General features: G+C 42.9%; 29 protein-coding genes. 5 read left to right on the top strand and 24 right to left on the bottom strand.

Annotation, left to right across the window (positions count from 1 at the left end; all coding sequences use genetic code 11):
• Window positions 1-13: 13 nt before the first annotated feature.
• The 7 genes from NSQ25_RS17825 to NSQ25_RS17855 form a co-directional block, all read right to left on the bottom strand.
• The gene (locus NSQ25_RS17825; RefSeq protein ID WP_041118232.1) at window positions 14-784 is read right to left on the bottom strand and encodes an ABC transporter ATP-binding protein; all 771 of its coding nucleotides are present in this window, start codon (window positions 782-784) and stop codon (window positions 14-16) included.
• On the bottom strand, window positions 771-1,757 hold the full coding sequence (locus tag NSQ25_RS17830) for an iron ABC transporter permease (protein ID WP_041118234.1): 987 nt from the start codon (window positions 1,755-1,757) through the stop codon (window positions 771-773). Before NSQ25_RS17830 ends, NSQ25_RS17825 begins: the two co-directional genes overlap by 14 nt.
• A gap of 33 nt (window positions 1,758-1,790) precedes the next feature.
• Entirely contained in the window at window positions 1,791-2,678 is an 888-nt protein-coding gene (gene isdE, locus NSQ25_RS17835; protein ID WP_326135927.1) for a heme ABC transporter substrate-binding protein IsdE, read from the bottom strand.
• Between the two features lie 75 nt (window positions 2,679-2,753).
• The gene (locus NSQ25_RS17840; RefSeq protein WP_065214949.1) at window positions 2,754-4,565 is read right to left on the bottom strand and encodes an NEAT domain-containing protein; all 1,812 of its coding nucleotides are present in this window, start codon (window positions 4,563-4,565) and stop codon (window positions 2,754-2,756) included.
• A gap of 19 nt (window positions 4,566-4,584) precedes the next feature.
• Entirely contained in the window at window positions 4,585-5,238 is a 654-nt protein-coding gene (isdC, locus tag NSQ25_RS17845) for a heme uptake protein IsdC (RefSeq protein WP_034281463.1), read from the bottom strand.
• Between the two features lie 20 nt (window positions 5,239-5,258).
• Complete coding sequence (locus NSQ25_RS17850) at window positions 5,259-5,717, bottom strand: NEAT domain-containing protein (RefSeq protein WP_034281350.1); 459 nt, start codon at window positions 5,715-5,717, stop codon at window positions 5,259-5,261.
• 369 nt (window positions 5,718-6,086) lie between these two features.
• Window positions 6,087-6,419, bottom strand: coding sequence for a helix-turn-helix domain-containing protein (locus NSQ25_RS17855; protein WP_024427514.1), 333 nt, complete (start codon window positions 6,417-6,419; stop codon window positions 6,087-6,089).
• Window positions 6,420-6,596: 177 nt separating this feature from the next.
• Between NSQ25_RS17855 and NSQ25_RS17860 the strand changes: the two genes are divergently transcribed.
• The 3 genes from NSQ25_RS17860 to ribD are packed head-to-tail and all read left to right on the top strand — an operon-like array spanning window position 6,597 to window position 9,307.
• Window positions 6,597-7,451: a VOC family protein gene (locus tag NSQ25_RS17860; protein ID WP_065214953.1), complete on the top strand. Its 855-nt coding sequence runs from the start codon at window positions 6,597-6,599 to the stop codon at window positions 7,449-7,451.
• 16 nt (window positions 7,452-7,467) lie between these two features.
• Window positions 7,468-8,229 (top strand): GTP cyclohydrolase II, encoded by a 762-nt coding sequence (locus NSQ25_RS17865; protein ID WP_061110263.1) that lies wholly within the window; start codon window positions 7,468-7,470, stop codon window positions 8,227-8,229.
• Window positions 8,216-9,307, top strand: a complete 1,092-nt coding sequence (gene ribD / locus NSQ25_RS17870) for a bifunctional diaminohydroxyphosphoribosylaminopyrimidine deaminase/5-amino-6-(5-phosphoribosylamino)uracil reductase RibD (protein WP_061110264.1) — start codon at window positions 8,216-8,218, stop codon at window positions 9,305-9,307. Before NSQ25_RS17865 ends, ribD begins: the two co-directional genes overlap by 14 nt.
• A gap of 44 nt (window positions 9,308-9,351) precedes the next feature.
• On the opposite strand, the gene NSQ25_RS17875 is transcribed toward ribD, so the two are convergent.
• From NSQ25_RS17875 to NSQ25_RS17905, 7 genes are all read right to left on the bottom strand, one after another.
• Entirely contained in the window at window positions 9,352-9,720 is a 369-nt protein-coding gene (locus NSQ25_RS17875) for a VOC family protein (protein WP_326135928.1), read from the bottom strand.
• 308 nt (window positions 9,721-10,028) lie between these two features.
• Window positions 10,029-10,862: a polysaccharide deacetylase family protein gene (locus NSQ25_RS17880; protein ID WP_231122813.1), complete on the bottom strand. Its 834-nt coding sequence runs from the start codon at window positions 10,860-10,862 to the stop codon at window positions 10,029-10,031.
• A gap of 80 nt (window positions 10,863-10,942) precedes the next feature.
• Window positions 10,943-11,272 carry a PTS lactose/cellobiose transporter subunit IIA gene (locus NSQ25_RS17885; RefSeq protein WP_024423898.1) on the bottom strand — a complete coding sequence of 110 codons (330 nt, stop codon included), beginning with the start codon at window positions 11,270-11,272 and terminating at the stop codon, window positions 10,943-10,945.
• A 19-nt stretch (window positions 11,273-11,291) separates the two neighbouring features.
• Window positions 11,292-11,615: a PTS sugar transporter subunit IIB gene (locus NSQ25_RS17890; RefSeq protein WP_024423899.1), complete on the bottom strand. Its 324-nt coding sequence runs from the start codon at window positions 11,613-11,615 to the stop codon at window positions 11,292-11,294.
• A 12-nt stretch (window positions 11,616-11,627) separates the two neighbouring features.
• A complete protein-coding gene (locus NSQ25_RS17895; protein ID WP_326135929.1) occupies window positions 11,628-13,061 on the bottom strand; it encodes a glycoside hydrolase family 1 protein in 1,434 nt (477 codons plus the stop codon).
• Window positions 13,062-13,092: 31 nt separating this feature from the next.
• Window positions 13,093-14,403 (bottom strand): PTS transporter subunit EIIC, encoded by a 1,311-nt coding sequence (locus NSQ25_RS17900; protein ID WP_061110267.1) that lies wholly within the window; start codon window positions 14,401-14,403, stop codon window positions 13,093-13,095.
• Between the two features lie 89 nt (window positions 14,404-14,492).
• Window positions 14,493-16,451 carry a BglG family transcription antiterminator gene (locus tag NSQ25_RS17905; protein WP_326135930.1) on the bottom strand — a complete coding sequence of 653 codons (1,959 nt, stop codon included), beginning with the start codon at window positions 16,449-16,451 and terminating at the stop codon, window positions 14,493-14,495.
• A 136-nt stretch (window positions 16,452-16,587) separates the two neighbouring features.
• Between NSQ25_RS17905 and NSQ25_RS17910 the strand changes: the two genes are divergently transcribed.
• Window positions 16,588-16,803: a hypothetical protein gene (locus tag NSQ25_RS17910; protein WP_231122805.1), complete on the top strand. Its 216-nt coding sequence runs from the start codon at window positions 16,588-16,590 to the stop codon at window positions 16,801-16,803.
• Window positions 16,804-16,851: 48 nt separating this feature from the next.
• On the opposite strand, the gene NSQ25_RS17915 is transcribed toward NSQ25_RS17910, so the two are convergent.
• From NSQ25_RS17915 to NSQ25_RS17940, 6 genes are all read right to left on the bottom strand, one after another.
• A complete protein-coding gene (locus NSQ25_RS17915) occupies window positions 16,852-17,277 on the bottom strand; it encodes a DUF5082 family protein (protein WP_061110269.1) in 426 nt (141 codons plus the stop codon).
• A 289-nt stretch (window positions 17,278-17,566) separates the two neighbouring features.
• The gene (locus NSQ25_RS17920) at window positions 17,567-17,830 is read right to left on the bottom strand and encodes a YwqI/YxiC family protein (RefSeq protein ID WP_034281361.1); all 264 of its coding nucleotides are present in this window, start codon (window positions 17,828-17,830) and stop codon (window positions 17,567-17,569) included.
• A 37-nt stretch (window positions 17,831-17,867) separates the two neighbouring features.
• The gene (locus NSQ25_RS17925) at window positions 17,868-18,293 is read right to left on the bottom strand and encodes a DUF5082 family protein (protein ID WP_041118256.1); all 426 of its coding nucleotides are present in this window, start codon (window positions 18,291-18,293) and stop codon (window positions 17,868-17,870) included.
• 296 nt (window positions 18,294-18,589) lie between these two features.
• Window positions 18,590-19,996: a Na+/H+ antiporter NhaC gene (gene nhaC / locus NSQ25_RS17930; protein WP_034281362.1), complete on the bottom strand. Its 1,407-nt coding sequence runs from the start codon at window positions 19,994-19,996 to the stop codon at window positions 18,590-18,592.
• 144 nt (window positions 19,997-20,140) lie between these two features.
• Entirely contained in the window at window positions 20,141-21,562 is a 1,422-nt protein-coding gene (gene aspA, locus NSQ25_RS17935; RefSeq protein WP_024423908.1) for an aspartate ammonia-lyase, read from the bottom strand.
• A gap of 28 nt (window positions 21,563-21,590) precedes the next feature.
• Window positions 21,591-22,580, bottom strand: a complete 990-nt coding sequence (locus NSQ25_RS17940; RefSeq protein WP_024427527.1) for an asparaginase — start codon at window positions 22,578-22,580, stop codon at window positions 21,591-21,593.
• A gap of 205 nt (window positions 22,581-22,785) precedes the next feature.
• On the opposite strand from NSQ25_RS17940, the gene NSQ25_RS17945 reads away from it, so the two are divergent.
• Complete coding sequence (locus NSQ25_RS17945; protein ID WP_065214960.1) at window positions 22,786-23,133, top strand: helix-turn-helix transcriptional regulator; 348 nt, start codon at window positions 22,786-22,788, stop codon at window positions 23,131-23,133.
• Between the two features lie 54 nt (window positions 23,134-23,187).
• Here NSQ25_RS17945 and NSQ25_RS17950 read toward each other — a convergent pair whose 3' ends face one another.
• From NSQ25_RS17950 to NSQ25_RS17965, 4 genes are all read right to left on the bottom strand, one after another.
• Complete coding sequence (locus tag NSQ25_RS17950; RefSeq protein ID WP_120207975.1) at window positions 23,188-23,652, bottom strand: helix-turn-helix transcriptional regulator; 465 nt, start codon at window positions 23,650-23,652, stop codon at window positions 23,188-23,190.
• A 99-nt stretch (window positions 23,653-23,751) separates the two neighbouring features.
• Window positions 23,752-24,279: a YfjD family protein gene (locus NSQ25_RS17955; protein WP_070326190.1), complete on the bottom strand. Its 528-nt coding sequence runs from the start codon at window positions 24,277-24,279 to the stop codon at window positions 23,752-23,754.
• Window positions 24,280-24,300: 21 nt separating this feature from the next.
• Window positions 24,301-25,059 (bottom strand): hypothetical protein, encoded by a 759-nt coding sequence (locus NSQ25_RS17960; protein ID WP_034281364.1) that lies wholly within the window; start codon window positions 25,057-25,059, stop codon window positions 24,301-24,303.
• A 12-nt stretch (window positions 25,060-25,071) separates the two neighbouring features.
• Window positions 25,072-26,268, bottom strand: coding sequence for a glycine zipper domain-containing protein (locus NSQ25_RS17965; RefSeq protein WP_024427531.1), 1,197 nt, complete (start codon window positions 26,266-26,268; stop codon window positions 25,072-25,074).
• Between the last annotated feature and the right edge of the window lies 1 nt (window position 26,269).

Below are 26,269 nucleotides of genomic sequence, written 5' to 3' on the forward strand. Positions count from 1 at the left end.
CTTTTTGCACAGCTTATATACCAACAGGCACAATATACATCCCTGTTTCTGCATCCTGTCTAATCGTGACGGACACATCATAAATGTGACGCACGTTTTCCTCTGTTAACACATCGTTTGGCTGTCCTTCACTGATAACCTGTCCATCCTTCATCGCTATGATGATATCGCTGTAGCGGACAGCCTGATTCATGTCGTGCAGGACCATGACAATCGTTAATCCATGCACGGCATTCAGTTCACGGATCAGCTCAAGAATGTCAAATTGATAGTAAATATCCAAATAAGTTGTCGGTTCATCTAAGAAAAGGATTGGTGTTTTTTGCGCAAGCGCCATCGCAATCCATACACGCTGCCGCTCTCCACCTGACAGAGAGGCGAGCGGCACCTTTCGTTTGTCAGTTAGCTTTGTACTGGACAGCGCCCACTCTATGGCTCTCTCATCCTCTTCCTTGTCTCCTCCGCGCATCGTCTGGTACGGCGTTCTGCCGAATGCCACGACCCGTTCGATCGTTAAATCAAGCGGCGCTTCATTTTGCTGATGGACGACAGCGAGCTTTTTTGCCAGCTCCTTTGGCTTGAACGTATGCAGCGTTTGCCCGTCTAAGTGAATTTGCCCTTTATTTGGACAATGATTATTCGCCATTAAGGAAAGCAGTGTGGATTTTCCCGAGCCATTTGGACCGATAATGGTTGTGATTTTCCCCTTTTCAATCTGTGTTGTGACCGATTGAACAATGTCCTTCTGCTGATCATATGAGAATGACACCTCACGAATGTCCATGGAGACGGTCCCCCCTTCTTAATAAAAAGATCAGAAACGGCCCGCCTATCACGGCCATGATCGTAGAAGCAGGAATCTCATTTGGCGCCACAAGCGTCCTGCCGAGCGTATCAGCCGTTAAAATAAGCAAAGCCCCGCTTAACGCAGAAAATGGAATCAGTACCCGGTGATCCGAGCCGACGAGTCTTCTTGAAATATGCGGAATGAGCAAGCCGACAAAGGCTATCACGCCCGCTACTGCAGCTGTCACCGCCGCAAGTAAAACGGCTGTGATGGAAATCAAAAGGCGCATTCTGGTCACACGCAATCCTAAATTTTTCGCTGTCTTGTCCTGAAGAGCCAGGAGGTTGCACCATCTGCTGAAGAAGAGTGCAACGACAAGGCCGGCGACACCATAGACACCGATTAAACGGACATCTCCCCACGTTTTCATCGTGAGATTCGACTGCCCTGACTGATTAATTGTGATATTGAAATAGCTGCAAATGGTCACAAATGCTTCAGCCATCCCAGTAAACATGGCATTGATGGCGATCCCAACCAAGATCATGCGGATCGGGCTTAAACCACCCTTCCAAGACAGAACGTACACGAGGAAACACGCAATAGCCCCGCCTAAAACCGAAAATAAAGGAGAGTAGAAATAAAATTGAGGAAGCGCTGTAATCGCCATTAATGAAAAGAAGCTGGCTCCTGATGAAATGCCAATGACGCCGGCATCAGCTAACGGATTCCTCATGACCGACTGCAGCAGTACACCGGAGACAGATAAGGCGGCCCCTGTAAACATCGCGATAAGCATGCGGGGAATTCTCAAATCTTTAATGATTTCTACCTGTGCATGTTGACCGGTGATGAGCCCTTCTAATAATTCAAATGGGGTGACATGAATGCTCCCAGTAATGGCTGAATAAATAAATACGCAGACCAGTAAGAGACTGACTATCAGAAATAAAATCCCTGTTTTTTTCATCTTGAACGTCCTTTTATCATTAAGATTCGCCGCTTATGACGGATACAACATACGAGTCAATTCATCTAATGCTTCTGCTGCCTTTAAATTGCCTGTTGTCCCGAATAAGCTTTCTTCGAGATCATACACCCGGTCTTGTTTGACCGCATTGAAATGTTTCCAGATGTCATTTGTTTTGAATTCTTCATCAAACATTTGAACGACTTCGTCTGGCATCCCATGTGCGGCCCGGAGAATGATATCTGGATTGGCTTTTTGTAAGTACTCCGTATTGGATGCCAAATACTCCATTTTCTCGCCTTTGACAATATTCTTTCCTCCTGCGATACGCACAAGATCACCAATATATGAATTCTCTGTCGCCACCAAATAACTGCCTGGCACACCAAGCAAAACCAGAACGGACGGCTTGCGTTTTCCTTTCGTCCTCTCTTGAATGTCTTTCTTTTTTTGCTCAAACTCAGACACAATGCGTTCAGCCTGCTTCTTTCTGTCATACTGATCTCCAAGCTTCGTGATGGCCTTCTCCATGTCAGCCATGCTCTCGAGATTTAGGTATATGGCAGGGACACCTGCTTGCTGAAAGGGTGTCTCTAAATCATATTGAAGGGTTGTGACAGACAGGACATCTGTCGGTTGAAGTGATTGGATGATTTCCATGTCCGGGCTCATTGGGTTGCCGACTTCCGGCAGTCCTTTGTAACGAGCTGGCAAGGATTTTTGACTTGTTGGCACCCCGACAAGATCCACCTCTAAAGCATCCATGATCTCCGCAGCAGCTACAGTCGTTGCTACAATGCGTTCACTTGATTCAGCGCTTTTTTTGCCTTTTGCTGAGCTTTCAGCTGACTGTGAGCAGCCCGATAAGATCATGCACACACTGAAGGCAGCGATCAAGGTACATAATATTCGATGCTTCAAAAATAGAAGCCTCCTTTCGAAAAAAGAGAGTGGATGCGCCAGCATAAATGGCGCATCTCACATAAAATAAACAGTCTATCTTGTCCGTGTTTGATATTTTCTGACGAGTACGAATAACGAACCGCCGAATAAAAGAATATATACCCAAAGAAGAGAGGTATCTCCCGTTTTCGGATTCAGCTGTCCAGACTCAGATTTGGTTTGATCATCTGATGGCGTAAATGTCATCTGCTCCGCACCCGTTTCCTCAGGTACTGCATTCTCAAGTTGATTCGTTTGAGAATCGTGATCATTTGGATTTTTGATAAAGCCGATACTCTCATCGTCTCCAATGACCGTTGAAATTCCGCTTCCCTCACCGAGAGCGATTCCTTTTGTGTCATAGACGAGTTTGACATCGTACTGCTCATGGTAGTTCGCAGCTGGAATATCAATTTTTACGCGTGCAGCCTGAGCTCCACTTAAACTTTTTGCTTCATATTGAACGACGCGTGTATCTGCTTTTTGATCTGTCTTCGCGACAAGTGTCTCCTCAAACTTTCCGCCTGTTCCTACTTGGAATGACGTGATCGCTGAGCTGTTCTTCACTGTATATGAAACGAAATGGCGGCCATTTTTTACAACCAGTGTCGCAGGACTCACAACGTAATCGTTCATACGAGAAAGCTCATCCTTGTCTGCTTTCTTCATTGAGAAAGGAAGCTTGTATACACCATCTTTTAGCTGAGCCGTCTCTTGATTTGCTTCGCCGTTATTTGTTTCTGTTGTTGGTGTGTTTGGTTTTGGTGTTTCTGGTGCAGCTGGTGTTTCTTCCTCTACCACCTGCCCGTCCTTCACTGGAGCGATACTCTTTGAATCAAATTGAAAACGAATATCGTAGGTTTGGTCATAGTTAGCGGCTGCTACTACAATGTGTACTTTTCCTTTGATCTCGTTTTTCAAATCACCTACATCAAATGAAACCACTCTTGTGTTCTTTGCTTCATCCTTGCTGACTGTTTTGGCTTCTTGATAAGAACCGTCTTTCTCTGTTTTCAAAGAAGCGACAGACTTATGGTCCTTCACCGTAAAGGAAATGGTTTGCTTTCCATTTTTGACAGTTAAGGATGCAGGATGTGAGAAGTAATCACTCATTCGAGATGACTCATCCGTATCCCCTTTTAGCACACTGTAATTGATACGATATACGCCATCTTTTAATTGATTTTGCGCGGAATCATCTGGTTTTGTGCCATTATTATTGCCCGGTGTTGTCGGTTGATCGTCTGGCTTTGTACCATTTTGGTCATCCGGTTTTGTTTCGTTATCGTCTGGCTTTGTACCGTTTTGGTCATCCGGTTTTGTCTCGTTATCGTCTGGCTTTGTACCGTTTTGGTCATCCGGTTTTGTTTCGTTATCATCTGGTTTTGCAGGCGTAACGAGTGTGAGGCTGCTTTGATCGAATGCAAGCTGTACGTCATATGCTTCGTCATAAATAAAGCCGCCTAAATCCCAGTAAATTTTCACCCAGCCGTTTAATTTCGCTGATAAGTCGTCGACATTAAATTTGATCACACGTGTATTGGCTGTTTCGTCCTCACTGACCGTTTCAGTGGTAACGAGAGCACCATTTTGTTCGACCTTGAAATCTGTTATTTCTTTGCTTTGCTTCAGTGTGACATAGGCTGTTTTCTTGCCATTTTCCACAATCAGCTTAGCTGGCTTTTCTGTATAAGTATCCATCATGGACGCTTCTGTGCTGCCATTTTTTAAAACGGTGAATCCAACTGTGTATTCACCATCAACGAATGATGCCGCTTGAGCTGTTCCTTGAGGAATCTGAAACGCAGTCAACAAACTGAATAAAACGAGCAGAATGGCTGCCTTTAGATGAAAAAGACGTTTCAAATGGTGACACTTCCTTCCGTTAATGCTTGATGATCCACTTTCTTGCTAAAAACCCGCCTGAACATAAGACAAGCACAAGGAGCCACCCTGTCTGGCTTGTATCACCAGTTTGAGGATTTTCTTCTTGTTTCGTTGTGGATGAATCAGCTTTGTTCGTTGATTCTTTTGATGGCTGCTGACTTTCTGCTGCACCTGCTGATTGATTTGCATTGTTAGACGAAAGTGACTTGATGCTGCTCTCATCAAATTTCAGCTGAATGGTGTAATCATGATCATAATCAGCAGATTTCACAGTGACATGAATTTTTGACTTGATTGGTTTAGACAAGCTTTGAGCTTGGAACTGAACGAGCCTTGTATTGGCTTTTTTATTTGTTGAGAGAACGGTTGTATCGACATAGCCGCCATTTCCCGGTACTTTAAATTCCGTTACCCAGCTGCTATTTTTAATCGTCATTTGCACTGTCAGGTTCCCATTTTTCGCTATCACTTTTGCTGGCTTCAGCCAGTAATCATTTGCCATTGAGACCGCATTTCCTTCAGCTTTCAGCACTGTATAATTGACGGAGTATGTACCATCCTTTAATGCGGCAGCCTGTGCGTTTGAAAAAGGCAGCATAAGTGCCAGTAAAAAAACCGCCATGAAGACTGACAGCCTCATTCTTTTTTTCATCAAGCGAATTTCCTCCCTTTCTATTGAACAGATGCCGCATCAAACTTGAGGCGAATGTCGTAATTTCCTGTATATCCGATAGCCGGTACAGTCACACTCACTTTTGCTGGTACGGCCTCAGTCAGGCTGTTCACATTGAATTCTACTGTTCTCTTATTAGCAGCTGTATTTGTACTGATCACCTTCGCATCTTTATAGACACCTTGATCGAGCGTTTTAAAGCTTGTGATCCAAGAGCTATTCGTTAACGTGACTTGCGCTTTGATTTTTCCATCCTTTACGACAAGCTTGGCTGGTTTTTCGAAATACGTATTCGCTGTTGAAGTCGAATCGCTATCAGCTTTCCATACCACATATTGCGCTGAATATTGACCATCTGCTAAGCCAGCTGCTGAGGCTGAGCTAACAGGAGCTAGAGCAAATAATAGAACAAAACTAAGGAATAATAATACGGGTGACGTTGAACGAATGACTTTCATGTGAGCCCTCCTAAATGATATTGATAATTATTCTCAATAGACAATAAAAAAAATAACCTTCATAAGTGCTGGAACACACTTATAGATGATTATGATAATCATTATCAATTGAGTTGAAAAAATAAATCTTTGCTTCCTAAAGTCAAAGATGTCTGCTTCTAAATGATGGATGGATAAGAGTTTTAGGCAATCTGTCCCATTCATAATACCATGGCATAACCTCCATTCCATTACAGGGAAAAGAACCCTCTTCTCCTTGATATTATATAATGGGTGAAATAATTGTCAATATCATTTTTCATACTATTGTCTTAGTTTTCTGGAAAATCACACAAAAAAATTTCGATCAGACACACTGATCGAAATCGATTAAGAAGGAACATGTTCCTCTATTTTGCTGTTTTTACGATCTAAAGACCAAGCATACATTTCACGAATAATCGGTTCAATTTTCTTCCCTTGCACTGTTAATTCGTATTCTATCCGCACTGGAATGTCGGGATATACTTTTTTCTCAACAAGTCCCTCAGCTTCTAAATCCTTCAGCCTTTCTGATAGTAATCTTCCGCTGATGTTCATTTCATTTTCAAGCTGACAAAAACGCTTAGGCCCTGTCAGAAGCTGATTGATGATGAGAATGACCCACTTCTTGCCTAGAATCTCCATGGCATCTGTAATTGGGCAGCCATCTACTTGAGCCATATCTTACTCCCTCCTGCTTTTTTCTCTTTTTTTCATTATAACACAATTAATTACTTGAAATAAGTCACTAACTATTATATAGTTTAGTTACTAAAAGTAACAAGGTATTCATTTTTTATAGATTTTCAAAAACATTTGAACATGCCGATGCATATATCATGAAGGAGATGACCGAGCTTGAAGACAATTGAGCAGCTAAGGTTGGGTGTGACAGAATTACATGTGTCCAGCTTTGATCGTTCTTTACCTTTTTATACAGACATTTTAGGATTTACTATATTAGAAAAAACAGATTCCACGGTGACACTTGGCAGCAATGCAAAGGAACCGATTCTTTTGTTAAAAGAAGATGCACAGCTCAAAGAGAAGCCTGATCATGAGCCAGGACTTTATCACTTTGCGGTTTTATTACCTACCAGAAAAAACCTGGGCACATGGCTGGCACATGTGATCAAAAAAGGCTATCCTTTAATTGGAGCAAGCGATCACTTTTTCAGTGAAGCCATTTATTTAAGTGATCCTGACGGCATTGGCGTAGAAATTTATGCTGACCGTCCTGAGGACATTTGGGTAGGTGAGCATGGAGAACTGAAAGGTGGCGGAAATGCACCGCTTGATGGAGATGGTCTCCTTCAGGAAGCCGCTGATACCACATGGGAAGGACTCCCTGCGGGTACAGTGATGGGACACTTGCATTTCCATCTCAACCCAGAAGAAGCAGATTCCTTTTATGTCCATACGCTCGGTTTTCATATCCGAATGGCTCCACCAGCAAGCCTATTTATCGCTGCTGGTGTGTACCACCACCACCTTGCATTTAATGCATGGGGACGCGGACGAAAAGGAGCCATTGATCCACGTTTTTCAGGAATTAGAAGCTATACACTGGTTTTCCCAGAAGAAGCAGACAGACAATCCGTCATCGAACGCCTGACAAAAGCAGGCACTCAAGTCAACACGACAGGAAAAAGCAGCGAATTTGTTGATCCATTTGGCGTTCTCGTTCGTTTACAGATTGAAGAAACAGACTAAAAAGAAGGTGCAGAATATGGACAAACACACAGAGCTTAAAACAGCCATATTAAAAGATAAAATCAAACGAGTTCAGCAAGAAGACGGGTATATATATATCACTGGACCCATTAAACTGCCAGTGAATTTAGACGGCAGAACCGTCATGTTCAACTGGTATTCATGGTTAAAAGACGATGGAAAAGAGCCATTGTCAGATGAAGCTTTAATTGAAAGCCTCTCGTCCCGCCAGCTTGCTGATCATCAGCAGTCAAGCGTTCTAGTATACGGGGATTTTGAGCAAGCTGACGAAGCCCTTATCCGCATGCATTCCATTTGCCACACTGGCGATATTTTCGGAAGCAAGCGCTGCGACTGCGGATTCCAATTGAAGCAGTCTATGCGAATGATCGAGGACAATGGGGCAGGAGCCCTGTTTTACTTAGCCAATCATGAAGGCCGCGGCATTGGTCTTTTCAGTAAAGCCATGGCTTATATTCTTCAAGAAAACGGCTACGATACAGTAGAAGCGAACGAAGCACTTGGTTTTGAAGATGACACACGTCAATATGAAGAAGCCATTGCCGTTCTTCAAACACTTCGTACAAAGCCAGTCAGACTCATTACCAATAATCCGAAAAAGACAGATGCGATCAGCCATGCAGGCTTATCTCTTTCTGGACGCATTCCGCTTTGGGGAGATGTCTCTGAATTTAACGAAAAATACTTGCAGACAAAAATCAACCGCTCAGGTCACATGAAGGCGGAGCAAGAGGTGCGTACGATTGCCACATCATGAGCGATATATGAAGCTAGCCCTTGATAATGCACGGGCAATGAAAGGTCAGACATCTCCGAACCCGCTCGTCGGGGCTGTGATTGTGCGAGAGAATGAAATTGTTGGAGTCGGTGCTCATATGAAAGCCGGTGAACCACATGCTGAAATTCATGCACTCAACATGGCCGGAGACAAAGCAAAAGGAGCCACTATTTATGTGACCCTCGAGCCTTGTTCCCACCATGGACGCACAGGCCCTTGCGCGGAAGCACTTGTAAAAGCCGGCGTCGAAACTGTTGTCGTGGCAGCACTTGATCCGAATCCGCTTGTCGCTGGCCGCGGGATTGCCATTTTACAAGACGCAGGCATTCAAGTCATCACGGGCGTACTTGAACAAGAATCCATTCTGATGAATGAAGTATTTAATCACTTTATTACAAAAAAAACACCTTTTGTGACGCTCAAAGCAGGCATTACCTTAGATGGAAAAATCGCCTCTGCCACGTCTGACAGCAAGTGGATTACATCTGAGACATCCCGTTATGACGCTCACCATATCCGCAGTATCAATGATGCGATTTTGGTCGGTGCTCAAACCGTCATTCACGATGATCCTTCATTAACTGCGCGGATTCCAAATGGGAATAATCCGATTCGAATTGTCTTAGACTCTAAGCTGTCAACACCACTGACAGCAAAGATCGTCACGGATCAGATGGCACCTACATGGATCTTTACAACAAAGCAAGCCGATAAGGAAAAACGAGCGGCTTTAGAAGAAGCTGGCGTCCGTGTCTTCATGACAGACAGCGACACGCGGGTGCCCCTGAAAGAAGTGCTTCAAGTGCTGGGAGAAAAAAATATCTCCTCTCTCATGATTGAAGGCGGCGGCCAGATTAACGCCTCATTCTTAGAGCAGCAGCTTGTAGATAAACTCGTCATCTATATGGCGCCTAAGCTCATTGGAGGACGACTTTCCCCTTCCTTTTTCGGAGGCGAAGGCATACGCCTCATGAGTGATGCCATTGAACTGGATCAACTCACCGTGGAACCACTCGGAAAAGATATCAAAATGACGGGCTATCCCGTTTATCAATAACAAACAGGCTGTCGAGAAAATCTCGACAGCCTTCTTTTTGTCTTCTAGTCTCTTCTCTCTAAAAACTCAATTCGATTCCCAAAAGGATCTTCTACATAAAACCGATTGGCTCCCTCCAATGGCTCATCTTCACTTATACGAATATGATACTTCAATAATGCCTCTTTTAATTCCGATAGACTCCTTACAAGAAAAGCCGGATGAGCTTTCTTTGCAGCTTGAAAATGTTCCTGAATGCCAATGTGAAGCTGATGATGACCGCATTGGAACCAGACACCTCCGCGTTTAGCTAAATTACTAGGCTTAGGTATTTCTTTCATCCCTAAAATTTCACCAAAAAACAAACGAGCTTTCTCTTCACTTCCTTTTGGGGCAGCTAGTTGAACATGGTCGATTCCAAAAAAGTTTGACATATTTCCTCTCCCTTTCTTTTCTCAATTGGTTTTTCTATATAGTGTGTCTTAAGTTTTTGCGATGCTGAGAAAATTTACTTGTTACTTCATTGGCGGGCTTGATCTTTGAGTTTTTCATTGAGGTGTTTCTTACGATGTAGGGTTTGAATGACAATTTAAAAAACAGAACTCCCCTGATAATGAAAGTTCTGTCTATCTAAGTGTCTTGTAATAACAGTTGAAACCAAGACATATCATGTCAAGGTGTATGGGCGGTGATTCATTTTGGTGAAACTTGTCGAAAAATGTTTCATGTGAAACATTGATCGTTACTTCCCTTCTACCAGCCTGCCAAAGCTTTCTGGTGAAAGTCCCGGTGAAATACGGACGCGGTGCAATGACATCATGCCTTGTTCCTTCTTCGCATGTCCTGGTTCAGTGGTGACAGCCATTTGATATCCGGCTTCCTTCGCCAGCTTCAACGTCTCTTCATTATAGCGCCCGACAGGATAGCTGACCATTCTCGTACGCTGAGAAAATCGCTGATCGAAGAATGTCTTTGATCCTTTTAACTCCTCTTCCTGCTGCTGCTTTGATAATCGATTGAGCTCTAAATGATGAATCGTATGACTCTCAATCGATATCCCATGTGCCATCATCTCGTCCATTTGCTCATCCGTTAAGTGATTTGGACGGCCAATGGATTGCTCAATCATGAAAATCGTTGCTTTCATTTCATACTGCTTTAAAATCGGAAATGCCTTTGTATAGTTATCCGTATATCCATCATCAAATGTAATGAGGACACTCTTCTTACTTGGCATCGAATTTGTTGTGAAAACGCGGTACACCTCTTCTGGCGACAGTGTGACATAGTCGTTGTCCTTCAGCCATTTCATATGAGCTGCAAATTCGCTCTTTGGCACACGTAACGAGTTGCCGCTTGAGATACTATGATACATCAAAATCGGAAGCTCGACCGGCTCCTTTTGCTTTATCCAGTTTTTTGTCTCTATCACTGCCGTTTCTTTTTTCTGCTGAATGTCTTTTGTTTGTATTCGACCCTTTTCCTCTTTGATGACTTGCTGGCTTCCTCCCGCCTGCTCCTTCATTCCCATACAGCCCGAAATGAGCAGCAGCATAAGACCAATCGTCATCAGCATACATGTTTTCTTCATTCACCAATCCTGCTTTCTCTTTATCTACCGAATGATTATAACAGAAATTGGTTATTCATTGACAACTATTTTGACAGGGTATTCATTTTTTTACACATTTCGATCATTTCAATGGCGAGCAGATGAATGGTCTCTGTTGTGAGCATTTGATCTTCTGCGTGTATGAGCAGTAAAGAAAAAGGAAGCTGTTCACCTGCCGCTTCTTTTTGAATCAGCGACAGATGCAGGTTGTGGATGCTTCGAAACGCTTCCTCCCCTTTTTCGATCAACTGCTGCGCTTTTTCAAAATCATCCGCTCTTGCTAGACGAATCGCTTCTACATAATGACTTCTTGCCTCGCCTGCATGGGCAATGATTTGAAAGGCTGCTCCCTGCATTTCCTCTAATACCGTCATCTGCTTCTCCTCCAATTATTCAAGATTCATTTGCTAGTTTCAGTGCATGCTCTAGAATTTTTTCTCCGTTTGCTGTTCCGTATAATCTTACATTGACGACATCGACAGGTATTTGATAGGGTGCCGCCGTTTTTTCAGCTGCTTTTTTCATAAAGCTTACTTGCGGTCCAAGTAAAATCGCCTGTACATCCTCTCCATGCTCTTCTAGTTCATCTGCAATGGCTCCTTCAGGTATAGCATAAATATAGTAATCCAGCCCTTTAGCTTCTGCGGCAGCCTTCATTTTGGACACCACAATAGACGTTGACATTCCTGCTGCACAAGCGAGAATGATTCGTTTCATTTCTCATCACTCCTATTGATAAATGACTTCTGTTTCAACCTGCAGTTCCCTTGTTTTGATTAATGTCTGGTACCAATACGCAGATGCTTTCAGCTGACGATTTCGTTCATTCTCCAGCTGGATTTCGACTAATCCGTAGCGGTTTTTAAAGGCATTCATCGGCGATACATTGTCTGTAAATGCCCAAAGCATATAGCCTGTGCAATTTGATCCTTCTGCTTTCGCTTGAAGTGCCCGTTTCAAATGCTGGCTGATAAATGAAATGCGATACTGATCATCAATGATACCGTCTTCAGTTTTAAACCGTTCTTCCTTTTCTACACCCATGCCATTTTCGGCCACAAACCACTCAATATTTCCGTATTCTTCTTTTATTCTCATCCCCATATCATAGACAATCTTCGGGTAGATTTCCCAGCCTCTGAAAGGATTCATTTTTCTCCCTGGAAGCTCAAACATATCGTAATAATAGGATGGATGAAAAGGCGTCCCTTCGTTCCAAGCCTTACTCGGTGCCTTGACACGATGCGGATAGTACAAGTTAAGCCCAACAACATCCACCGTATGATTCTTGATGATCTGAAGCTCTTCCTCTGTGGAATCGAAAAGAATATCATGCTTTTTCAACACATCGATCAGTTCCTCTGGATACTCCCCTTTGATGAAAGGATCTAGGAACACTCGATTAAAAAACAAGTCATACATACGTGCCGCTTCTTGGTCATGGGGAGCAGACGATCTTGCATACGTCACTTCTGGATTGAGAATCACGCCGATTTTGGCTCCTGCCGATTCCTTCAAACCCATCTCCTGAAACAGCTTCACCACTTTTGCTGTTGCCAGCGCTTTATGATAGTTCCACTGCATCCATTTCTTCGTATTTTGCTCAAACGGATATCGTATCGCATCTAGATAAACACGTGTCTGAACAACAATCGGTTCATTAAAACTAAACCAATGCTTGACTCGGTCTCCGTAGCGTTCAAACACCTTTTCTGCATAGAGAACAAACAGCTCGACAACATGCTTTGATGACCATCCGCCGTACTTCTCAAGCAAAACAGCAGGAAGTTCATAGTGCTCTAAGCAAAACATCGGCTCTACACCTGCTGCGATTAATTCATTGATCAGATCATCAATGTAACGAGCATAGGCCTCATCCACTATCCCATTCTCGTAATCTATGAGAAACCTCGACCAATTGATCGATGTCCTGTAATGTGTCAGCCCAATCTCTTTCATTAAGGCTACATCTTCAGGGTAGCGCTCGTAAAAGTTTGTCGCACCAGCAGGACCATAGCCTTCGTGCCACACGTGATATCCTTCCTTATACCATAAGTCGATGTACGAGTCCTGATGCGCCCGCTTTCCCTTCCATCCCTCGGTCTGCCAAGCAGAAGCCGCAGCACCTAGGATAAAATCACTTGGAATCTCAATTCTGTTCATGTCGCCGCCTCCCTTTTCTTCGTCTGAATGTTTATTCTGAATCTGGTGCTGCTTCTGGCTTGCGGTTAGACAAGAGAACAAACGGTAAATAGATGAAAACAGCAACCACAATACAGATAAGCTGTGTGATGACAGCGCCCATACTGCCAGCGGTGGACAGCCATGCATTTACAAGCGGCGGTGTCGTCCATGGCACCATCACGACCGCTTTTCCAGCGAATCCTGTAGCCGTCGCAATATACCCAATCGTACCTGTCACAAGGGGCGTGACGATAAATGGGATCGCCATCACAGGGTTTAGCATCACAGGTAATCCAAAAATAACGGGTTCATTGATGTTGAACAGTCCGGGTCCAGATGAGAGCTTGGCAATGCTTCGCATCTCTTCCCTTCTCCCAGCAATAAAAATCGCAATCAAAAGACCAATGGTCACACCTGAACCACCGATGCTCATATACACATCCCAAAACGGCATCGTGATGATATTCGGGATCTCTTTTCCCTCTTGAAATGCTGTCATATTCACTGCAATCGATCCTAATAAGAGCGGCTCCCGGATCGGCTTAATCATCTGGTTGCCATGAATGCCGATCACCCAGAAAAATTGCGCCACAAACATCAACGTTAAAATCCCAGGCAGCCCCTGTACAACACTTTCTAACGGACGCTGCACCACGTTATACACTGCTTCATGCAGATAAATGCCTGTCAACCGGTGAAATGCAAAGCCAAATGAGCTAATGATTGTAATTGTAATGATCGATGGGAAAAGTGACGAAAAAGACGTTGCCACATTCGACGGAACCGAATCCGGCATCTTGATTTGCAGCCATTTCACCTCGGTCAGCTTACAAAAAATCTCCACAGATACGATCGCAATGATCATCCCTAAAAATAAGCTTTTTGGATCAGAAAATTGTCTTGCCAACACGTCAACAACCTCACGCATCGATCCATCGACTTCAAGAAGAAGTGTCGTTGGAATAACAGATATAAATGAAATCAATGCCATCAATCCTGGGAACAGAGACTTGTGACCGTTGATTTTCCCAAGCTCAATCCCAATGAGGAACACAGCCCCAATGGTTAAAAAGTTCAGTGTGGCATAATTGATTGCCTTCATAATAGGCTGAAGCTCTGCTAAAAACCTGAATATCTCAAAATGAGCAAGCCCTGTTTCCGGGCTCATGATCATATTCGCCACCAGTACAGCAAAAGCTCCTGTAATGATGATCGGCATCAGTGTGACAAATGCCTGTTTAATCGCCATAATATATTTCTGGTTGGTGATGCGATAAGCCACATGCCCCATGACATCTGCCGCTTTCTCCTTGAAGCTCATGATCCGTCTCCCCCTTTGCAAAAACTCGTGATCATCCTCCTTTTTGATGTTATTTTAAAAGCGCTTTCATTAACATCTAATCTTTTTCCTCACAGATGCGGAAATGGGTGCCGCGTTTTTTCATTTGGATGCTCCAATACTTGAAGCGCAGCTGTCAGTTCTTCAAATGAAGCGGCTTTGATGAGCTGTTCCACCACTTCCTTCCGTTCTGTCAGCCTCACAAGAAATTGATAAAGCGACTGTAATTCTTTTTGATACGTCTTCTGGATGCTTAACAAGCATACGACTTGTACTCGATCTTCTCCCCACAGCACCGGCTTTTTCAACGTACAGATCGCACAAAATGTGTCATCTGTTGCCGGCTTAATTGGATGAGGAATCGCAACCAAATGACCGAAAGATGTGGGTGACACTTGCTCTCTTTCTAGCAATAATTGTTCAAACTCGTCTGGGATTCGATGCTGCTCCTTTAGAACGTTCACAAAAAATTGAAGAACCTCTTCCCTTGATTGGAGATCTTGCTGAAAAAATGTCAGCGCCGGACTCACATACCGCAAAACTCCTGTATCCTGTGAATTCTTCACAAATCGTTTCAGCCGTACAATATCATCGTCACTTAGAATCGTATGTACATCAATTACTGGCACCGGCAATGTATTCTGAAGCGGAATGGTACTAATAATAAAATCAATGCTTCTTAAATCATACGAAGGAAGTTCCCCGACACTTGCAGTTCCAGCGATCTCCAGCCTTCCGCTAAAAGCTGCCGTGAGTTTATGAAGAAGAAGCTGGCTGCTGGCGACACCCGTCGCACACACAATAAGACATGTCTTTCTCACATGCTGTGATTTTGTCCGCTCGATTGCAGCCCCAATATGAAGTGCCAAATATCCGATTTCATCCTCAGGAATCTCAACACCCTCTTTTTCCTTCAGCCATCTGCCCATATAAACACCCGCCTCAAACGCAATGGGATAATACCTTTTAATGTCTGGTAAATAAGGATTTCGGATGTTCATATCGTATCTAAAACGATGAATGGCTGAACGCAAATGAAGACTTAAACCAACGATCAGCTCCTTATCAAACTGAATATCAAGTGACATGTGCTCCTCTACATAAGCAAGCAATTGGTGAGTGAAACGAAAATGATCTTCGTCCAGCAAATGAAATAGCGTATGGCCTGCCTCTCCATATGCCATCATCTTTGCCCCCATTAAGTGAATCGCGATGTACGCCATTTCTGATAGCGGAAAATCAATCGATAATACGCAGCGAATATCTTCAGCCATTTGTTGAGCTACCTGGAAAACTGGCTGCACTTGAATTTCTCTCAATTCCGCTTCTGGCATCTTGACCAGCTTTTTTTCTTCAATTCGTTTGCATGCGATAGCAATGTGGGTTACTAAATTACTTAAACCGATTTCTGATAGATGAAGTCCGGTGGCTTTTGTACGTGAACGCACGATGTCCTGAATCAATTGATAAGTTTCTTCAGGTAACAGTGCAGCGTTCGCGTGCTCCTGCTGAAACACATGCTCTGCCATACAATATCTTAATTTCATTTCATCGCCTGTCAGACGCATTCCATATTTAGGCCGGTGCGATATAGAAAGTCCATGCAATGAAAACAAGTGCCTGACAGCTTTCAAATCATTTTTCACTGTAGATTCACTCACAAATAATTCCTCTGCCAATCCCTCTAATTTGATATAGTCTTCTGACAGAAGCAGCCTTTTCAATAGATAAGCCACACGGTCCTCAGGCTGATTGGGAATGAACGGTTCCTTTTTCTCATTCCTTTCTCTCAGTGAGGTTTTCAAAAATGTACGAAATGCTCCATAATCTTCAACGCTCAATGTATACCCTGCCCCGCGTTTAATATGCAGTGCGGCACCATGTTCTTCTAAGATCTCTTTAAGCGCTTTCATATCTGTTCGAATAGTTCGTGATGTGACTCCGATCACACGGGCAATTTCTTCACTTGTCAGTTCCTGCTCCGCTTGCATCAATCGTTTCAAAAGCTCCTCCTGACGTAGAGATAGCATGGGCTCTCCTCCCTTGGCATTTACTTTTGCCTATCATCATAAACGAAAATAGAACTCTTTGCCCAGTATTTCTTTCAAATCGGGAACCTTGATATGGCTCATTCGTATGAATATGAAACTAGAGGAGGGATGCATTATGGGTACTTTTATGTTTGTAGTCATTATCATATTAGCTTCTTTAGGAGCCATCGTTGCCAGCTTGTTCACACCAAAGGATAAACGTGTATCTGCTAAGCGTTCTGCACATCATAGCTCAACGACAAGCACTTATACTGATTCGTATACCCATCACGCTTCTGATGCCTCCTGTGGGAGTGTTTCAGGTGACAGCGGCGGTGGTGGATGTGATTAAACAAAAAAACAGCCGCCCTTTTATGAGTCGGCTGTTTCATTTATGGTTTTAAAGAGCTTTCCAGCCCCGTTCAATCAAATGTTTAACATCCTTTGCAAAATCCTCGCCCTTTTCCATCACGTCCTGAGCTCTTCCTGCAAAATTACTGGCTACGGCAAGCTCCATTTTTTTCAATTCAAAGTGTAAGATTTTTTGATCAATCTCTGTTATATATTTTTCATATTCATTGTTGACGATGTCATGCATCACGCTGTAAGCGTCTTTCCGATGGCGATGAAAGTCGATCCCTCTCTCGCCTTTCCATGACGAATCTAGTGCAGGCTTCTTGATTTCTTTGATATCTGACTGGGCAAGATCTTGCTCTGTTTGAATATTGCTTTTGGCTGTCTTTAACCGAGAGATCATTTCGTCAAATTCTGCACGTTTGTTCTCAATTCCCATATGCAGATGGTGCAGCATCTCGGATAAACTCATGTCATCCACCTCTATCTGACCTCATACGAAAGCATGGCTTGAGCGCCTTTGGAAACCATCGAATCACATGATTTTTCCAATCCTGACATTTCTATCGTTTTGCTTTCATTAAGTATAGTATAAGGCGAAAAGCCTCAGCCTTAAATAGGGAAAAGGTGTCCTTTTAGTGACGCGTTTGGAAGAAAAACGGAATAATACAAGGTCTTACACCCCTTATTTAATATGAGTCTTTAAGACTATAATTATACACCGCGTTAAATGTACCTATAAATAAAAGCGAGTGTGCTGATTATTTTGCAGCAATCGCTTCGTCTTGTTCTTTTAATGTTTTCACGTTAGAACGTGTATCCTGAACATTTTTAATTAAGGCTTCTTTAAAGCTTGAGACCATTTCGCTCACTTCTCTTTCACGTGCCGTCCACTTAGTTACAAATTCAAGGCTGTTTTCACCCGCTTTATCTGCTGCTTTTTTCATCGCTAAAGCTTCTACGGCTTGGGAGACTTCATCTAGTTTATCCATGACTGTTTGGTAGTTTAACTTAATTTGTCCCATTGTGATTTCCTCCAGATTTGTTCAGCATGACGCTCTCTTACAAGCTGCTCCATGCTTTTGAGATCAAGCGTTTTGCGTCCTCTACTGCGTCTTCTCCTTTTTCAGCAAGACGTGCGGCGTCTCCAGCTAAGGAACTGGCAAAGGATAACGCAGCTTGTTCTGCTTCTAATGTACTGATTTTGAATTCGATGCGGCTCACGTAGCGTGGGTATTTATCGTTCACGATTGTTTGCAGCGCATCATGTGCTTCATTTCGGTCTGTTTTGAAATCCTGGCTTCGCTCACCTTTCCAAGAGGTCCCAAGCTTTGGCTGCTTGATTTGCTTTAAATCTGTTTCTGCCGCATCTTGTTCACGTTCAACCTTGCTTTTCGCCTTTTTGAGTCGAGCAATTTTCTCTTCAATTTCTGCTTTTTTATTTGAAATGCCACCGTTAAGGGCAGACAGCATATCCGATAAGCTCATATGGGTTCCTCCTCCTGTCCAAAAATAAAAACGCTGCTTAGAGTCCCTCTAAACGAGCGTAAGGTGAATAGCACTTTTTCCAATATTGTTATTATAAGGTTCAAAGACTCATGTTTGAATAGGGATTTGTGCCCTTTTTATGGGATAAATATGCTTTCATTCTGCTTTACACCACCCCTTTCGACCTCTTTTATTGGAGGTCTAAATTCCTGTTCGTTTGCTATATGCCACATATAGTCTCACAGTCCTAGGACAAACAAAGCCGCCCCCGTTCAGGAGCGGCTTTTGCAAACGGCTTATGAGGCCGATTCTTCTCTTTCTTGTTGATCTTTCACGTACCAAATGAATTTACCCGTATATCCGTAAATGATCGCAAGACCAATGGCGACAAAGCTTAACCACATAAATGGTAAATAAGAGAATGTCGATACGCCAAGAATTCCTGCCATGTAAATACCGTTATCTGACCATGGAACCATACCAGACGTAAGCGTACCACCGACCTCAGAGTTTCTGGATAAAACTCGTCTGTCTAACTTTAATTTATCGTAGCTCTTTTCCATAATTTTTGGTGTAAGGATTAACGATACATACATCGCACAGCCAAAGATATTGGCGAAGAACGCAACAACGAGTGTAGACAGCGTTACATTCCCTGCATTATGTAATTTTTTCTCAAATGTCGCGACGATAACTTTTAATACGCCTAAATATTCAAGTACTCCACCGAAGCCAAGTCCCAGGATAATCACCACTAGAGACCCTAACATATTAACGATACCACCGCGGTTTAACAATGTATTTAAGAATTCTACATCTGAATTAATAGAGAAACCATTATAAGCTGTACCAAGTGCATCGGCTGGATTCATTCCTTGGAATGCCATTGCCCAAACTGCGCCAAGAAGCGCACCAATCGCAATAACAGGCATTGAAGGCTTTTTCAAGACAAGTAATAGCACAACAATAAGCGCCGGAATGATCATCCAAATATTAATCGTGAATGTATCTTGCAGTGCTTGTTTCAAAAACTCTACTTTTCCTTGATCAATATTTTTTCCGCCATACATAAACCCGGTAATTGTAAACATAATAGCAGTTATGACAAATGCAGGTATGGATAAGACCATCATTGCTCTAACATGTGCGAGCACGTCCACTTTTGAAAGTGAGGAAGCAAGCACAGTACTATCAGATAAAGGAGATAACTTATCGCCAAAATAAGCTCCAGATAAAACAGCACCAGCCACGATAGGTAATGGAATTCCCAAACCTTCACCAATCGCTATCATGGCAATACCTGCGGTTCCAACTGTCCCCCATGATGTTCCTGTAGCAACAGACATAATGGAACAGATAATCAGTGTAGCTAGTAAGAAAATATTAGGATGAATAAATTCCAGTCCATAATAAATTAATGTGGGTACCACTCCGCCGGCAATCCATGTTCCAACAAGTGCACCTACAGCAATTAAAATCAAAACAGCCTCTAGACCATTTGATATCCCTTTTGTAATGGCGTTTTGAAGATCTTTGTATGAATGCCCCAATCGAATACCTAAAGCAATAACCATAAACCATGAGATAAACAATGCTAACTGAATATCTAATTTGAAGTAAAGAGTAAAAGATAAAACAATCGCTAAAAACAAGCCAAGTACAGCTACGACTTCTAAAATAGATGGTAGACGTGGTGATTTCAATGTTGTTTCCTCCCTTTGTGCGTGCGTTAAGCGTTTTCAAAATATTGTGAAAAAAGTGTGTCAATTCGAAAGAAAGTGAATTGCCTGTTTTTCTCTTTTTCACAGGCAATTCCACATATTAATAAAATAAAATTTTTGATATTATTATCGCTCTAGGAGCTCTGCACCTGCAATGCCAGGCTTTGTCATCTCGAATGGATTTAAGATAATATCAAGTTCTTCTTCCGTTAAAACATCGTACTGCAAGCAAAGATCTCTGATCGATTGTCCTGTTAAAATGGCTTCTCTTGCAATTCTAGCGGCTGCTTCATAGCCTAAGTGAGGGTTCACAGCAGTGATCACGCCTGCACTTTTTTCTACATATTCTTTCAAACGTATTTCATTTGCTTCAATGTCCGCTAAGCAATGATCTGTGAATGAGCGGAATCCGTTATTCATTATACTAATAGATTGAAGCAAGTTAAAGACCAGAACAGGTTCCATCACATTTAACTCAAGCTGGCCTGCTTCAGAAGCAAGACAGATCGTGTGGTCGTTCCCAATGACTTGGAATGCGATTTGGTTAATGAGCTCTGCCATGACTGGATTGACTTTCCCAGGCATGATAGATGATCCAGGCTGGCGGGCTGGCAATGCGATTTCAGCAAGACCTGCGCGCGGACCAGATGCCATTAAGCGAAGGTCATTGGCAATCTTAGACATGTTCATCATACATACTTTTAAAGCGGCGGATACTTCTGTGTAAGCATCTGTATTTTGCGTTGCATCCACGAGATGCTCTGCGCCTACAAGAGGAAGACCAGATATATCAGCGAGCTTCTTCACCACGATTTCAATATAACGAGGATCTGCGTTTAAGCCTGTCCCAACTGCTGTTGCACCCATATTGACTTCATATAAATGCTGTTTTGATTGGTTGATCCGCTTAATATCACGGCTCAGCACGCGGCTGTAAGCTTCAAATTCCTGTCCCAAACGGATTGGAACAGCATCCTGAAGGTGCGTACGTCCCATTTTGATCACATGATCGAATTCTTTCGCTTTCTTTTGAAAGACGTCCTGCATGACTTGCATCGTTTCAAGCAGAATATCTAACTGCTTGAGCACAGCAATGTGGATCGCCGTTGGGAATGAATCATTCGTTGATTGCGACATGTTCACATGTGTGTTTGGGCTTAAATGGATGTATTCTCCCTTTTGATGTCCCATGATTTCTAGTGCTCTGTTTCCAATCACTTCATTGGCATTCATATTCATGGACGTTCCTGCGCCGCCTTGAATTGGGTCGACAATAAAGTACTCGTGCAGCTTGCCTTCAATGACTTCATCAGACGCTTGAACGATGGCATTTCCAATTCCCTCATATAAACGTCCAACTTCCATATTGGCTTGAGCTGCTGCTTTTTTCACGATGGCAAAGGCTCTGATTAGTTCCTCGTGCATCCGATATCCTGTAATCGGGAAATTCTCTTTTGCACGAAGGGTTTGAACCCCATAATACACGTCTGCTGGAATTTCTTTTTCACCAAGAAAATCCTTCTCATAGCGATAAGTTGCTTGAACCATCTCTTATGACCTGCTTTCTATAGAATAGTTAAATAACTAAATCTTCTGCGATTGGCGTTTCCATAATCTTTTTGACTTCTCTTGGATCTGTTGTTTTGCCTAGTGCCCACATCAATTTCGGCACGATAGCTTCTGTATTCATATTTCTTGAACGTGCCACCAATTCTTGATTGATCTTGCGTCCTACCTCATACACACTCATATCTTCTCCTTCTTCAAGACACTGAGTGGTGATGACAACAGAAATGCCTTCTTCCAGCAATTCGTTAATCTTTTCTAAAAGGTTTCTTCCTTCGAAAGGAATTCCGCCGCTGCCGTAGCTTTCAATGACAACCCCTTTGTACATGCTTTTGACTGCATCTAAAAACTCGGGCTTCAGGCCTGGGTGCAATTTTAACAGACACACATCTGTGTTCAAAGATGCATCTAATTTAAGCGGTTTCATTGGTGTTCTTTTTACTTTGCTATTGTATTCAATTTGATGGTTTTCAATTGATGCAATATATGGGTAGTTAATGCTTTCAAATGCATCGTAGCTTTTCGTTCTTAGTTTGATCGCACGTGTTCCTTGGATGACCCTGCCATCAAACACGACATACACGCCGCCAACACCGTCACATGCAAAGCGAATCGCATCTGTGATGTTTTTCTTCGCATCTGTTTTCTTAAAAGTAATCGGAATTTGTGAACCTGTAATCACGATCGGCTTATCAGGATTTTGCAGCATATAAGACAGCGCTGCTGATGTATAGGCCATTGTATCGGTTCCGTGAGTAACGACAAACCCATCATACTGATCATAATTCTCATAAATGGCTGTTGCGATATCAACCCAGTATTCAGGCTGCATATTTGTACTATCTATACTCATTAGGGACTTTGTGTCCATTGTATATTCTGCATTAATTTCGTTTAAATAGCTCAAAAGATCCTCAGCTTTAACACCTGGAGCTAAACCATTTTCACTCTCTACAGATGCAATCGTCCCACCAGTCGTTAAAAGCAATAATTTCTTCAACAGGTCCACCTCTTTCGTAAAATTACTTCGTTTGTCACACATATTATAAGCTAGCTTGTGCTATTCTATAATATACGCTTTACGCGTACCTTCATTGCCATTATAGTCACATAACGCGAATTAATCAAGAAATTGTTACGCATAACGCGTACATTCTATGTCAAAATATGATATACTGTTGTTGTAAATAAAGGAGCGTTCATGTATGATACTCGATCGTTTAACCACCCTTAGAAAAAAGAAAAAATGGTCTCTCCAGCATACGGCAGATCGCCTAGGTATCGCCAAAAGCACCTATGCCGGTTACGAATCTGGGTACCGACGACCTTCGCTTGAAGCAGTGAAGCTGCTGGCTGATTTGTATGATACGTCCATTGATTTTTTACTTGGTAGAACGGACGAGCCAGAGATACAACGCAAAATCTCTGATATCAAAATTGAACTGACGGAAGCAAAAGAAGGAACCATTTATGTAGACGGCGTTCCCCTAAATGAAGAAGAAATCAAACAGCTTGTTGCCTTTATTCGGGCGAAAAACACTCTAAAAGTATAAACACAGAAAAGAGAGGCACCTTATAAACAGATGCCTCTCTTTCCTTTTGCAATCTCAATATGGGGAAGACAGCTGGCTTAATTCCTCTAGCCGCCGCTTCGCTTCTTCTTTATTAAACGAACTATAATAGCGATAGTTCTCCTCATCTAAGATGCGGTAATGCTGACTAAGTACATTTTGCTGAAGGCGAAACGTGCCTTTTTTGACAGACGTCCTCCACCAAACCTTGCCGCCAATCGTACGCTCTACTGATAGATGCAATTCATCATGTGCCACAACTTCCAAAATCTCGAGCGGGTCATCCCCCAGGGTGCCTTTCAAAATGTCACTATCTCTGAATAATGCACATACGGCCGCGGATTGCGTCCAGTTGAGACGCAGCCTGTTTTTTTCAACCTGCTGTAGATGCCGTTTCGATAGACCAAGTACCTCCGCCATACGATCCTGCGTATAATCCTTTTCTTTTCGAATCCGTGTCATTTGTTCTGTGACGAGGTCGATTACCATCTCTTTATCCATCTCTCATCACCTCTTTCGAGTGTTCAGTCTTTACTGACATCATACACGATTTCTTCAAAAAAGTGGCGTCTCATCCTATGGAATTCTGACAAAAACAACTTAGTCGGTCTTCTCTTCTCCTTGGCCATGCTGCTGTCTCCAATTTTCTTGGGCTGTCTGATGTAAATATGGATAGATCTCCTGTTTGACGGTCTGCTCAAATACTTCTTCATCTAAAATGCTGTACGCCGGAATTTTGATCAATTTCCCATCTACTTTCCGAATGAGCACATCCATGAAAAGAAATCCTCTTATACTGTAACGATGCCTGCGCATGTCGATTGATTGAATATCTTGAAAAGGAATCATTCGCTCCCGGTGCAGCACAGCGCCATTCTCTCCGCGCTGAATGTGAAAAATCACATTTCCCCTCTTCGTAAAAGCAGGCAAAATCATCAAAAAGGAGATCCAGCCATAGACAATACCTAATAGTCCGCCTAAAAATAAAAACAATGTATAGTTTGATTCAAATGTAAGAGCTTCTGAAAATAACCAAATACCGATAATACCGAAGCCGCCCGTTGCTAAGAATGCCCATACTCTTAAAAAAGGTCTGCTCCTTACTTCTATTACTTCACTTGGATTCAAGTGTCATTCTCCTTTTCTCCATTAGAATATAGAACGTAACCCGTCTCGATGAGCCGTCTCAATGCGAAATTGATTTTCTTTTATTCCTGATACAAGCCACGATTGGTTCTCACCTGGAATCACAAATAGCATGGACTCCACATCAGGCGTATTATTTTTGTCATAGACGACCTTCATGAGGGAGTCCATCTTTCCTTTTCTCGTCTGTACATCAGAAACAAATGCCTTCACGAGCTCTTGATTCTCCGCTTTATTCAGAAAGGATGGCCACTCATTTTTCGCTTCGCTTGCTTGTTCTAATAGCATTTCAAATTCCTCTGCCTGCAGGCTGATGACAGGTTCAGGGTGATCATTCATCTGTATGTTGAAAAAGGCTGTCACTTGCTCCTCTGCCTGCTGATCGCCATCCAGTTTGCGAATCTGATGTACTTGTTGATCATAAAGCGTATGATGCGCATATACACCCGCTTGTGTTGTGTGAAAAGAGGTGCTGACTTCTTCATCTAAATCTCCAAATCTAGACGCCTTGATCGTGTGGGAGGCATCATTCATCGCCTGGATGAAATGACGGTATTCCGTTTTATAACGGTATTGTCTGTTTCGAAATTCCAGTACACCTTTTGCGAGCAAAGAGCGGCACGCAATTTCAAATAAAAACCCCAAGCGCTCGTCCTCTACTTCAGGATAATAAGCCTCCTTTAAGGACATACCTTGTTCAAAATAGCCTTCACTGTAAAAACTAAAGATGAGTTCCTCAATACTTAGACTTAGCTGATCCAACTTGATCTCTCCTTATCCAAAAGAAAATGCACCCTTAAAGAAATCGCCTGCACCCTTTATGAGCGAATCTGCGGTTTCTTTTGTTTTTTCTATCCCTTTATGTATTACCTGATTTGCCTGATCAATGGTATCATTCACTGCTTTCACACCTTGACCCGCCAGTTCGAATGCTTTTTTCCCTTTATCCACGACTGCATGAATCGGGTCCTTTAATTTCACTGCCATCTGTTCAGCAAAACCGGATGTCAGCTTGGCGACTTTTTCTCCAATAAATCCACCTACTGCTGAACCAATGGCTCCGCCAACAACGGTTCCAATCGGACCTGCAAAGCTGCCAAGAGCACCGCCGACAACGGCACCTGCGACAGAACCGCCAGCGATAAAGACCGTATTGTTCACTGCATTTCCAACAGCCTTTGCATTTTCACGCTTAAGAACTTCTGGCTGATCGCCGAATTCTGCATAGTTCTCGGCAATTTTCAATCCACAGCCAACCGTCTCAGTTGCACCAGTGACAACTGTTGCAATGATGGCATTTCCTTTCGCAAATCTTGCACCATTTTTCAGAACAGACTTAATAGCAGCCGTGTCCTTCCAATTAATACTTCCTTTTGTAAAATCACGAACACTGTTTGTGAACGCAACTGTATCGTCAGGATAAAATTTTGTGAATTTCTTATGAACCAAGTCAGCCATCGGCCAGTTCGATCGTTTTAATAATTCTTTTTTACTCAGCCAAATCCTTGCTAACCGGTCAAATCTCGTTCCTTCTACCCGGCTGGTCAGATCAAGCAGCAGCTTTGAATGCTGCGCTGCATATCGGCCATTCTCTTTAATGAAAGTCGTCATCCCAAGCCCGTAATATTTCGCCTGCATCATCACGATACCAGCTAAGCTCGTGAGTGTACCATATTGATCATAAATACTGTACAATTTCCGCAATATATCATCTGCTTCGACCATTTTATCCGTTGCATGACGAATGGCAATATCATCACTGCTCAATTTGCTGATTAATGCCTGTCCTGCTCCCCATGCATCCCCGACACCAGAAAAACAGCTTCTATACCGAGGATCGCAGCCTAAAATCAGCCCGTCCAGTTCACTATGTAAATCGCGGTGCTTCGTTTCAATGGCTGACAGCTCGCCTACAAAATCATTCGCCAGCCCAGTCAGCTGATCTGGATCAACCACAATGTCACGTGCCATC

Source organism: Bacillus sp. FSL R5-0512 (genome assembly GCF_038593295.1).
Taxonomy (GTDB): domain Bacteria; phylum Bacillota; class Bacilli; order Bacillales; family Bacillaceae; genus Bacillus; species Bacillus safensis.